Annotated in this window: 6 protein-coding genes; 1 reads left to right on the top strand and 5 read right to left on the bottom strand. The window is 38.3% G+C overall.

Annotated features, from left to right (window positions below; all coding sequences use genetic code 11):
* Positions 1-19: 19 nt before the first annotated feature.
* The 5 genes from ACLLO5_RS19970 to ACLLO5_RS19950 all read right to left on the bottom strand — a co-directional run bounded on the left by ACLLO5_RS19970 (position 20) and on the right by ACLLO5_RS19950 (position 5127).
* Positions 20-487 carry a DUF2141 domain-containing protein gene (locus ACLLO5_RS19970; protein WP_413172239.1) on the bottom strand — a complete coding sequence of 156 codons (468 nt, stop codon included), beginning with the start codon at positions 485-487 and terminating at the stop codon, positions 20-22.
* Position 488: 1 nt separating this feature from the next.
* Complete coding sequence (locus tag ACLLO5_RS19965) at positions 489-1493, bottom strand: glycosyltransferase family 2 protein (protein ID WP_413172238.1); 1005 nt, start codon at positions 1491-1493, stop codon at positions 489-491.
* Positions 1494-1537: 44 nt separating this feature from the next.
* Complete coding sequence (locus ACLLO5_RS19960; protein WP_413172237.1) at positions 1538-2542, bottom strand: NAD-dependent epimerase/dehydratase family protein; 1005 nt, start codon at positions 2540-2542, stop codon at positions 1538-1540.
* 44 nt (positions 2543-2586) lie between these two features.
* Positions 2587-3765 carry an ABC transporter permease DevC gene (gene devC, locus ACLLO5_RS19955; RefSeq protein WP_413172236.1) on the bottom strand — a complete coding sequence of 393 codons (1179 nt, stop codon included), beginning with the start codon at positions 3763-3765 and terminating at the stop codon, positions 2587-2589.
* Positions 3766-3918: 153 nt separating this feature from the next.
* A complete protein-coding gene (locus ACLLO5_RS19950) occupies positions 3919-5127 on the bottom strand; it encodes an ABC exporter membrane fusion protein (protein ID WP_413176140.1) in 1209 nt (402 codons plus the stop codon).
* Between the two features lie 1837 nt (positions 5128-6964).
* Here ACLLO5_RS19950 and ACLLO5_RS19945 point away from each other — a divergent pair.
* Complete coding sequence (locus ACLLO5_RS19945) at positions 6965-12403, top strand: beta-ketoacyl synthase N-terminal-like domain-containing protein (RefSeq protein ID WP_413172235.1); 5439 nt, start codon at positions 6965-6967, stop codon at positions 12401-12403.
* Positions 12404-12576 lie beyond the last annotated feature (173 nt).

Here is a 12576-nt window from a genome sequence, read left to right as displayed (position 1 = left end):
GCTGATTTTCACCTATTCTCTAGGGATCAAGAGAATATTTCATGGTGATATTGACAGTGGTATTTTTGGTCATTTTAAAACTGGCTTTTTGGAATTTTGGTGTACCAGTTTGGATAGAAACAATGGGATTTTTGGAAATTCCAAAACCTTCTTGAGGAATACCAAAAAAGTCCTTATTGAGTTTCTTATCACCGTTTTGATCGTCCACTACGGCAACAGCATAAGTACCAGGTTTTACTCCCGAAAATACTTTCTTCACAGAACTGCCAGTAATTTTAGTACAGCCACTTTTAACTTCACTAGAATTACTCATAGGAAATCCTTTTTCAGAATCGTAAACTCTGAAGCAAATTTCACCTGTTTTGTTACGGATACCATTTACTACTACAGTTAGTGTTGTAGTTGGTTCTGCATGAACAGTGTTAGCACAGGTGAAACTTAATAAAGTCGCCAGCAATAAATAAGAGAAGCGAGATGTTTTCAACATATTAATTGATGCCAGAATAATGGGATGAAACTTGTGCTTTTGCTGCTTTGGCTGTTGCCAATTTCCTGGAAAGCAATATTTTTCCAGCCATCCACAAATCTTTAACTAATAAAAATTCGTTCCCAGATAGCTTTTTGCAAAGGAAAAAATAACACAATAATTGCTCATAGAGATTCAGTGAACTCTGACTAATTGAAAGTAGATATTCTTTAAAAATTCGCCAATGGGGAAATAGAATTTTCCCTTGATTACTAGAATCAAACCACACCGAATACTCATAAAAATCTGGTAGCATATCTAATGAGTATTGAGGGTTGTTGTTAGTAATTTCCAAGTAATTTGGAAAGAACATACTCAAAGATTGTTGAGAGTGACTCCTTGCAAAAAATAAGTATTCAGGGATTTCATAAAACTGTCCAATCATACCCAGTCTTAATAATAAAATCCCATCTGCATTACCGTAACCACCCATAGGAGGTATTTTTTCTAAAGCAGATTTGCGAATTACACCATACATTTGATAGCCCAAATGTTTAGTTAATAATTCATTAAATCTAACCTGTAATTTTGCTGAATTAGTATTCAGATTAATGTTGTAATTTTGCAGAAACTTACCCTGCTCATCAATAAAATATGTGTGAGAATGACACAAGATATAATCAGGGTTCTGCTCAAGTATCTGCATACATTTACTGATGAAATCAGGTGCGTGTAAATCGTCATAAGCTGCCCATTTAAAGTATTCGCTTTTAGACAATTCCAATACACGATTAAAATTACGCGCACAACCAATATTACTATCTTGACGATAGTAACAAATACGTTGATCTTGTGCAGCGTAATTTCTACAAATTTCTTCAGTATTATCTGTGGAAGCATTATCTGAGATAATTAGCTCAAAATCACCAAAAGTCTGATTTAATAGGGAATCTAACGACTCTTGGATAAATTTTTCACCATTGTATACAGGTAGCCCAATACTTAGTTTTGGCTGAAATTTGTACATACATTATTCCCCAATAACTTCTACAACTTCTACTAATGCTTGTGCTACTTCATCAATTTTTGGATATCTGTTTTTTGCAACCATTGATGTGTACGCTTCATCCCTTCTTCCAAATCAACTTTGGGTTTATAGTTTAATATGTTCGTAGCTTTAGCAATGGAATAAGGATATAGACGACTCATAAAATCGACGGATTCAGGAAGAATATCAGCTTTTTTGCGAAATAATTTTTGTCCTTGATTTCTGACCCGTAAAAATAATTTCATTTCCTCTTTAGGCAGAGACATAGGTGCAGGTAAACCTTCCATTGCTGCCAGGTGAATAAAATAATCTTTCCAAGAAGTTTCTTCACCATCTGTGACATTAAAAATTTCGCCGTAAGCTTCTTTTTCTATTGCTAAAAATATGGCATCAATCAAATTATCTACATATAAATGATTCATGACTCCTTTACCATCATTGGCATAGGCAAATAATTTTTGTCGCATCATCAGAACTGGTCGTACTATCCAAGGCAGACTTCCTGGGCCATAAACATCTCCAGCACGAATGATAATCACACCAAAATCTGGTGGTGAATTCAGTTTTAAAACTTCTATTTCGGCTTCAATTTTTGTTTGACAGTAGGGATTATTATCGCTGGCAACTGTTCCCGTTTCTGTAATTTGATTGGCATAGTTAAAGCCATAAACTAGGACAGTAGAAAGATGTAGAAATGTTTTCACACCAGCTTGCTTTGCGGCTTTAGCTATATTGAGAGTCCCACCAACATTTATTTCTCGAAAGGGCTTAAGTTCTCCAGCTTCTTCTGCTAATTGAGCAGTATGTAAAATAATGTCTACTCCCTGACAAGCTCGTTGAGCAATTTTTTCGTCAGTGATGCTACCAACGATTATTTCAACTCCTAAATTTTTTAGAGTTTGATCCTGAACTGAAGAACTTTGTATTCCCTTGACTTTCATGCCTTGAGCTATAGCTAATTCAGCGGCACGTAAGCCGATAAATTCATCAATTGCGGTGATGAGAATAGTTTTATTGTTGAGGTTCATAGTAGTGAAATATTGATGAGGTAGGTGAATTTAAGGCAAATTTTCTAGAAGATATCAGCCGGATCTGCGGAGCGAAGTTTATTAATTGCTAATGCTCCAGAAGTGATGCAAATTAAAACTGTAGAGGTTAAGACGATAAGGGCATTATTAGTAGTCATAACGATGGGTAATTTAGTTGATTCCATAGCAAAATCATATAAAGCGACGGAGAAAATAAATCCTGGTATATAAGCTAATAAAGCTAAAATTAATGCCTGTTGAAAAACCACATTTAATAAATAACCATTAGCATAGCCAATAGCTTTTAAGGTTGCGTAGGCAATAAATTGAGTAGCGATATTGCTGTAAAGAATTTGATAAACAATAACTACACCCACCACAGAAGCCATAGTTAGCATCAGATTAAGTATGAAACCTATGGGTGTTCTCGCTGCCCAATATTCTTTTTCAAAATTAATAAAGCCTTTACGAGTAAATATCTGTACATCATTAGGTAGACTTGCTTGCAAATTTTTTAAAACCTGATCTGGGTCAAAACCTGGTTTGAGTTTAATAATACCTACATCTATGTTTTCTGCATGACGGGTATTAGGATTAATCTTTAAAAAAGTTGAGTCGCTAACAATTAAATTTCCATCGACACCAAAGGAAGGACCTAAACCGAATAAACCACCGACTCTGACCCGATAACCTTGAAGAGAATCAAAGGGAAAGATTTCAATTGTTTGTTCAGTGTCTCCGTGCTTAAATTTTTCTGCTATTGGACCGAATTCTGGTCGAGAATTTTGGTCAAATAACATGACACCAGTAATTTTGAGTATATCCAAATTTTTCTGGACTTCCGGGAGATTCATGACTGGTTTTCCTGGGTCAAAACCTATGACATAGATTGAATATTTTTCGCCAGTAGCAGGATTTTTTAATTTGGCAAATTGCAAATATATAGGGCTGACTGATTCGACACCATTAAAACCTAATGTTTGGTATAAACGATTTCGAGAAAAACTTTGATTAGCAGTCAAAGCTTTATATTGAGAACTGACTAAAAATAAATCACCTTTGAGATTTTGATGTACTGCTGTAGCACTAGAATATAGTGCATCTTGGAAGCCAAGTTGAATAAACATCAACAGTACAATAAAGGCTATTCCGGCTACAGCTACGAGAAAACGTACTTTTTGCTGGGCAAGCTGTAGCCATGCTAAAGGAATTTTTACAATCATATATTTTGTTAGTTGTCAGTGGTAATTGGTAAGTGGTAATTGGTAATTGGTAATTGGTAATTGGTAATGGAATTATTCATCTTTCTGTCACCTGTCACCTGTCACCTGTCACCTATTCCCTATTCACTGTCACCTGTCACCTATTATTAATGACTAAATTTGGATAGCGACATCTACTTGTAAGTTGGTCAAGCGAGATACTTTTTTGCTATCATCAGGATTATCTATGGATATTTTGACTTCAACTATTTTGCGGTCTGTATCTGAGTTGGGGTTAACACTAAAGATGTTTTGTTTGTCAATTTGCCAACCAATTGCTTTTACAGTTCCATGTATTTTTTCAGGAAAGGTAGTACTAGTGATGATGGCTTTTTGACCTACACGCACTTTTTGAATATCGGTTTGATAAACTTCAGCAAGTACATTCATTTCTGCTGTTTTACCAAGTTCAGCAAAGCCGGATGTAGTGATGACTTCGCCATTTTTAGAACGAATTTTCAAAACTCTGCCATCTATAGGAGATTTGATGTAGGTTAATTCGTGGTCTGCTTTGGCTTGTTGAATAGCGGTTTCGGCGCTTTTGACTTCACCTTCTGCTAAGGCCACATCAACAGTGCGTACTTCTTTAATACTGTTGAGTTTAGCTGTGGCTTCTTTAATTTGATCTTGGAGTGTGTTTTGAGTACGGAGAAGAGTGGCTTTAGCTTCTGTTAACTGTTGTTGTGATGTTTTCAGTTGTAAGGCTTTGGTATCTGCAATGGAAGCAGAAATGGCACCGTCTTTGTTCAATTGCTGATAGCGATCGCTCTCTTTTTGAGCATTATCTACTTCAGCTTGAATACGGTTAATTGTAGCTGTTTGAGCCGCAATTTCTCCTTTTAGTTGGGAATCTAAACGAGCTATTGTTGCTTTTTGAGCATTGATATCTCCGGGTTTAGCCCCAGCTTGTACTTGTGCTAGTTTGGCTTTGGCAATTAGCAATTTATCAAAAGCTTGTTTAATCGCTGTCTTAGAGCGAGCATAGTCATCTAAATAAGCTAATGGTTGTCCTGTTTTTACTTCGTCTCCTTCACTCACTAACAGTTTTTCTACACGCACACCGTTAATGGAATTAGGTGCAGATAAATAAGTAATTTTACCTTGTGGTTGCAAACGTCCCAAAGCGGTTACGGACTGTTTTACAGGAATTGGTTTGGGGGTACTAATTGAGGAAAAATGAACCTGAGAATTAGCTTTTAATTTTAATTGAGAAAAACTGTAAAAAGATAGTAACCCTGTAGCTAAAGTAATAGAAGCGGCTAAAATAATTTTCCACTTCTTAGCGACTCTTTTCAATAACCGACGTTCTTTGTTTAATGCCATATTTTTATTCCATTTTTTTTCATAGATAGTTGTCATAGCTATATCAGTGTATGTATTCAGCCAAAATAGATCAGGCTGAAATTTAACAAGGATAGCTATTTACAAAGTTGTGACTTTCTGCAAAGTAACACGAATGAATTGGCTACAATCGGGTATTAGCTGACTGCTAAATGGAATGCTGAATTATTACGTTTTTACTTCCTGAAGCCAACGTAATTGAGGAGCTATAGATTACAGCAACAAGAGCAGAATTAACGGTGATATTACTTTTAGGTATCCTCAGTTGTATCTTGAATGGGTATTTGATCACGTAGCGGTAAATACCAAATTGCTAATCCACAATCTCAATTTCTAGATGTGAGAAATGGTTGATATACTCAACTAAAAAACTAGATAAACTTAAATTCAATCTTGCCAAAAATATTTGATTTTGTCAACAAATTAAATTTGCTTGTTTAATTTTCATCTGCATCAAAATTATTTTTGTACTCATAAACCTAGCTCAAATCATCTATTTACTCTGGGGTATTACATTAGCAACTCATAATTTAAATATTAAATCTGTAATTCTCTTATCAAATCAGGCTTTATCAACTAAAAATATCTAAATTTCCTTACATTTTACTTGGTTTCCCAGCCGCGGCTAATCCATTGGTGTTGAAGTAAACACATCCTAAAAATTAATATTTGCTTTATAAATAACTATTTTGAGTAATAAATTGAGTTATCTTATAAATTCATCAAAAAACGAGGCTAAATTATCATGTTTTGGTGAAAAACCGATATTTATGTTCATGGCGATAAATTGTGTATTTAATGATTTGTAACTAGCTAGACAATCTGTTAATTTAGCTTAATAAATCAAGGAAACACTACTCAATTGCACCTAAGCACTAAAACCCCTGTTGTAGGAATTATGTCTAAGATTATACGCTTGTAGGGATGAGATGTTGAAAAGTAAGTTCATGAACCAAATATCTTTTTTCTAAACTTACTTTAAATGAACTATTCAATTTCTAGAAGTTGTGTTAGTCTTTGTATTAATTCAATATTTAAAAGCAGCAAGGCAATTACTCAACCAACTGAAAGTAAAAAGGAAAAAATACTATAAACCAGCCACATTGTGTTCAGAACAGTTTAAGTGTTTTTCATATCGTATGAATTTTGATTCAAGGTAGTGTTCTTTCTGTAACGAGTTTGGCAGCTTTTATTAGTCGAATCCCATAAAATGTATTATCCTGGACGGTGAAACTGGACATGGTATTGAATAAGATTCAGGATGTTGCAATTAACACCAGCTACAGTTCAAAATGTGCAAGGGAAAAATCCATTTCTGATTTCATGTCTAAAGGTCAATTTTTATTGTTTAATTGGGATTCAATTCTTGAAAATATATCCTATGCAGATTGGATACTACAGCAGGATTTAGGATTCAGGGGTAAAACTCTCTTGCTGTCTAGGTTTAAATTGAGATTCTGTACCTCATTGATCTGCAATCTGCTGTATTTACCAATCTAGTATCGCAACAAAGCCCAGAATATCTTACCAATTTTCGGAATTTGACCGACCAGTTACCAAAATATCAAGGGTCGTACATCGTATAGTATTTTCTCACTATTACAGCGTTGCCACATTCCCTGAAAACACCAAGAATGCCAATTATTTAGATGCTTAAACAAGGTAGTATTTACCGTGTGGTGTTGATGGATGAAAAGCTTAATTGCTTACGCAGCTACGTGAAACACTGTTTCTTAAAAGAGATCGCTTCATTATTTATAAGCAACAGAAATTACTGTAGCTAAACAATCCACAGTCCTCAAGATTACTCTATGCCATTATGTCTGCTGATTCTATTAATACTGCCTTGGCAGAGTTAGAGAGCCTTGTTAACAGTTGTGAAAAGGATTTGATTAGGTTTATAGAGGGAAAAAAAATGAAATCAGAAAACCAAATGTCAACTCACAAAATTAACAGACAACTCCAACAAAATCCTATTGCAATTGTTGGTATGGCTTCTCTATTACCACAAGCCAGAAATTTACGCCAATATTGGGCAAATATTGTTAATAAAATTGATTGTATTACTGATGTTCCTGAGAGCCATTGGAGCGTTAAAGATTACTACGACCCTAACCCCAGAACACCAGAAGATAAAACCTATTGCAAACGCGGTGGATTTATTCCTGAAGTTGATTTTAACCCGATGGAATTTGGTATTCCTCCCAGCATTTTAGAAGTTACGGATGTATCGCAACTGTTAAGTTTGGTAGTTGCGAAAGAAGCGATGGAAGATGCGGGTTATGGTGAAGCTCGTGAATTTAGTCGCGAGAATATAGGGGTGATTTTAGGTGTAGCGCAAGCCAAGCAATTAGGAATACCTCTATCTGCAAGATTAGAGTATCCGATTTGGGAAAAAGTTCTCAAAAGCAGTGGTTTATCTGACGAAGATACTCAGAAAATAGTCGATAAAATCAAAAGTGCTTATATCAAATGGGATGAAAATGCTTTCCCTGGAATGTTAGCAAATGTGGTAGCTGGAAGAATTGCCAATCGTCTCAATTTTGGTGGGACTAATTGTGTAGTTGATGCTGCTTGTGCTAGTTCCTTTGGTGCTTTAAAAATGGCTATTAGTGAGCTAGTTGAACATCGTAGCGATATGATGCTGACTGGTGGAGTAGATACAGATAACTCCATTATGGCTTACATTTCTTTCAGCAAAACTCCTGCTGTTACTCCCAGCGATAATGTGAAACCGTTTGATGCTAAATCGGATGGGATGATGTTGGGTGAAGGTATCGGGATGATTGTTCTGAAACGTCTCGAAGATGCCCAAAGAGATGGTGATAAAATCTATGCAGTGATTAAAGGTATTGGCACTTCTAGCGATGGCCGCTACAAGAGTATTTATGCTCCTCGGAAAGAAGGACAAGTTAAGGCTTTAGAACGTGCTTACAATGATGCTGGTTTTTCTCCTGCTACTGTGGGTTTGATGGAAGCACATGGTACAGGAACGATGGCTGGAGATCCAACTGAATTTGGATCTTTGCGAGATTTCTTGAATCAACATGACAACAAAAAACAGCATATTGCTTTAGGTAGTGTAAAATCTCAAATTGGACATACTAAAGCCGCAGCAGGTGCAGCAAGTTTAATTAAAACTGCTCTGGCACTACACCATAAGATTTTACCACCAACTATCAATATTACTGAGCCAAATCCTAAGCTCGATATTCAAAATTCTTCGTTTTATTTGAATACTGAAACTAGACCTTGGATACGTGCAGAAGGTGAAGCACCAAGACGTGCGGGGGTAAGTTCCTTTGGTTTTGGTGGTACTAATTATCATGTTGTTTTGGAAGAATACGAAGCCGAACAACAGCAAGCTTATCGTTTACATAATGCACCGAGTGAAGTGTTACTATTTGGTTCTACTCCGGCAGAATTGATTACGAAGTTAGAGGCAACTTTCAATAATTTGCAATCTAACGAGGGAGAAAGACATTATTCTCAATTGGTTCAAGAATCGAAGTCTGTAGCTATTCCTCAAGCTGCGGCCAGAATTGGGTTTGTAGCTGAGAATCTACAAGAAACTTGTAAGTTACTGAAAGTTAGTATTGATTTGCTCAAGAATAAGCAGTCAGCAGTTGCTTGGGAACATCCTCAAGGTATTTATTACCGTGCTGCGGGGATGGAATTGGGTGGAAAAGTGGTGGCTTTGTTTTCTGGACAAGGTTCTCAATACCTAGAAATGGGTAGGGAAGCGGTGATGAATTTCCCTGCTTTGCGTCGGCTGTATAGTCAGATGGATGGTTTGTTAATTAAAGATAATTTGCAGCCTATTTCGGAGATTGTTTTCCCCCGTCCGACTTTTGAAGAAGCAGAGAAAAATGCTCAAATTGCGGCTTTGCAAAGAACTGAATATGCTCAACCGGCGATTGGGGTGTTTAGTGCGGGACTGTATTCTATTTTCCAGGAAGCTGGGTTTAAGTCAGATTTTGCCGCTGGACATAGTTTTGGTGAATTGACGGCTTTGTGGGCGGCGGGAGTGCTGACTGAAGAGGATTATTTGTTCTTGGTTAAGTCTAGAGGTCAAGCGATGGCTGCACCGAAAGACCCAGACCATGATGCGGGTAGTATGTTGGCGGTGAAGGAAGATATTAATAAAGTAGAAGCGGTGCTGCGGAGTTTTCCCCAGGTGGCGATCGCTAACTTTAATTCTCCCACACAGGTTGTACTCGCTGGACCGACGGCGGAAATTAAGAAAATCCAGCAAAAGTTCCAGGAATTAGGCTATGGAGCGGTATTGTTACCAGTTTCTGCCGCTTTCCACACACCTTTGATAGCATTTGCTCAAAAATCCTTTGCGATCGCTACTAAGTCAGTCGAGTTTCAAAATCCCAAAGTTCCCGTTTTCAGCAATGTTACTGGTAAACAATATCCCCAAGAACCATCAGGAATTCAAAGAGTTCTGGAAGGACACCTTTCTAGTTCAGTGCTGTTCAAGCAAGAGATTGAAAACATCTATGCTGCGGGTGGTTACTGCTTCGTAGAATTTGGACCAAAGCGAATTCTGAGCAACTTAGTCAAAGATACATTAGGCGATCGCCCTCATATTACAGTATCACTCAATCCCAGCACCCAGAAAAATAGCGATCGCTCCCTCAGAGAAGCAGCGGTACAACTGCGCGTCATTGGTATGGCTTTAAGCAATCTTGACCCCTACCAACTACCCCCAGCCATACCCGCAACTCCCACCAAAAAAGCATTAACCGTCAAATTAAAGGGTGTTAACTACGTTTCCGAAAAAACCAGAAATGCCTTCACCGAAGCATTACAGGATGGATACAAGATTCAAGGAGTTCAAGGAGTTCAAGAAGTTCAGGAGTTCAGGAGTCCAGAATTACCAGAATCCAAGATTTTAGAAGTTAAAAATTCCGTTACCCCTGTCACTCCTACCAATAATGGAAACAACGGAAACGGAAATGGCAACGGTAACGGACACAAGAAAACACCTGTAATCACTTCTCCACAACAATCCCAGATGAATCCAGCCACACCTGTAAATTTAAATCAAGCAACCAAAGAATTATTACCTACAGCACGTTATGCGATCGCAGAACGTCTAGGAGGGAAAATGGAAACATCAGATCAAAATCACAACTTCCAACAGGTTCTAGAAAGTTTAGAAAACCTCCTGAACCAGTTTCAACACAACCAAGGCGATAACTTAGAAATTCACAGCACATATCTGAACCATCAAATGGAATATGCCAAAACATTTTTCCAACTGATGCAACAACAGAACACCCTGTTTATTAACAGCAACTCTTCAGAAACTGCCCACATCAAACAAGTAGTTATGGAAAGCTTCGAGCGTAGCATGATGCAGTTTCACAACCAACAAGCTGAAACCCTCCGCATTCATGAAAAATATCTACGCGAACAAGTAGAATACACCAAAAACTTTTTCCAACTAATTCAACAAGAATATTCACTACTAATTGACGGTACAGAAACAACTCAACCTGTAATTCCCCCCCAATTTACCGAGACACACACCAACAGTCTACGGGAATTGATGCCCCCAAGCCCAGAACCAACTATTACAGAAACAGTTGTTCCCCCTACCGCCAAAATAGTAGAAACCCAACCCGTAATAGAACCAGTAATTCAAACCATCGCACCTGTAATAGAAGCAGTTACCCTGCCTAAAATTGCAGAACCCATCATAGAAACACCCGCCCCAGTTGTAGAAAAGCAACCAGAACCAGTTGCACCTGTAGCATTAACTCCACAACCAAAAACTTCTGGAGTTGATATTAAGGAACTAGGTAAAAACCTCCTCAACATCACCAGCGAAAAAACAGGTTATCCCATCGAAATGCTCGAATACGACATGGACATGGAAGCCGACCTGGGTATCGACTCCATCAAACGGGTAGAAATTTTGGGAGGATTGCAAGAATTATACCCAGACCTACCCAAACCAAACCTAGAAGAACTCGCAGAAAAACGCACCATTGGTCAAGTCGTCGAATATCTGCAAAAACAGGTGACAGGTGACAGCTTACAGGTGACAGAAGAGGTGACAGGTGACAGGTTACAGGTGACAGAAAAGGTGACAGGTGACAGGTTACAGGTGACAGAAGAGGTGACAGGTGACAGGTTACAGGTGACAGAGAAAGTCAAAGAAGAGTTAATAGTTACTCCCCAGCCAGCAAACGACAGCAACGAATATGCTGATTTAGCTCAAACCCTGTTAAACATCACCAGTGAAAAAACAGGCTACCCAGTCGAGATGCTAGAACTAGACATGGACATGGAAGCCGACCTGGGTATCGACTCCATCAAACGGGTAGAAATATTAGGAGGAATGCAAGAAGCATACCCCAACTTACCCAAACCAAATATAGAAGAACTAGGCGACCTACGGACAATTGGACAGATAGTGAACTACCTCCAGAAACTGGTGGGAGGTGAAAAAAAAAAGCTTGATGTTGACCAAATAACAGCAGATTCACACATTCCAGAAGTGGTGGACTTAACCCCACCACCAGTAGTAGACCCAAATCTTCCCCGTCGTCCTGTAAAACTAAAAACCCTACCTCGACCAGATTTTTGCGAATGCAAACCACCAGAGGGACACATTGGTTTAATCACCGATGATGGTTCCCTCACCACCACCAAACTAACTCATGCACTCATCGAACAAGGTTGGAAAGTAGTAGTGTTGAGTTTCCCCCAATCATTAATTCCAGAACAATCACCATTACCAGCAGACGTTACCCGCATCACCTTGGCAAACATGAGTGAAGAACATCTGCAACTACTCCTACAAAGCATAACCGCCAAACACGGAAAGATTGGGGCATTCATTCACCTACATCCACAATTTACCACCTCCTATCCAGAAGCAGAAAAAGCGATAGTTAAACAAGTATTTTTGATAGCCAAACATCTCAAACAATCGCTCAATACAGCCGCTGAATTAGAAGGAAGAGTTAGCTTCTGTACAGTTGCCCATCTCGACGGTGCATTTGGATTAGACCACACAGAAAACTTTGGAGTCATCGGTGCAGGATTATTTGGATTAACCAAAAGTTTGAGATGGGAATGGCCACAAGTTTTCTTAAGAGCAATTGATTTAAACCCAACCTTAGATCCACACCAATCAGCAGAATATATTGTTGCAGAATTGCATGATTCCAACAGATATATCGGTGAAGTTGGTTATAGCTCCAAAGGAAGAGTCACACTCATAGCCCAAGCCGAATAACGGAGGCAGGGGGCAGGAGGCAGGAGGCAGGAGGCCGTTTTTGTAAGGGGGATTTATACCCCGCTCCAAAAACTTCTCTTCTTCTCTTCTTCCTTTCTTCCTTCGCGTCCTATCCCTCCGGGACGCTACGCGAACGCGTCTTCGCGGTTCATTAAATCTTCTCTCTTTGACCC

Source organism: Anabaena azotica SJ-1 (genome assembly GCF_047275885.1).
In the GTDB taxonomy this organism is placed as follows: domain Bacteria; phylum Cyanobacteriota; class Cyanobacteriia; order Cyanobacteriales; family Nostocaceae; genus Trichormus_B; species Trichormus_B azotica_A.
Note: the sequence above shows the minus strand (reverse complement) of the source record. Positions and strands in the feature narration are given on the sequence as shown.

Coding starts and splice junctions, on each gene's coding strand:
- ACLLO5_RS19970 (WP_413172239.1), bottom strand. CDS start 487: ATGTTGAAAACATCTCGCTTCTCTTATTTATTGCTGGCGACTTTATTA.
- ACLLO5_RS19965 (WP_413172238.1), bottom strand. CDS start 1,493: ATGTACAAATTTCAGCCAAAACTAAGTATTGGGCTACCTGTATACAAT.
- ACLLO5_RS19960 (WP_413172237.1), bottom strand. CDS start 2,542: ATGAACCTCAACAATAAAACTATTCTCATCACCGCAATTGATGAATTT.
- devC (WP_413172236.1), bottom strand. CDS start 3,765: ATGATTGTAAAAATTCCTTTAGCATGGCTACAGCTTGCCCAGCAAAAA.
- ACLLO5_RS19950 (WP_413176140.1), bottom strand. CDS start 5,127: ATGGCATTAAACAAAGAACGTCGGTTATTGAAAAGAGTCGCTAAGAAG.
- ACLLO5_RS19945 (WP_413172235.1), top strand. CDS start 6,965: ATGTCTGCTGATTCTATTAATACTGCCTTGGCAGAGTTAGAGAGCCTT.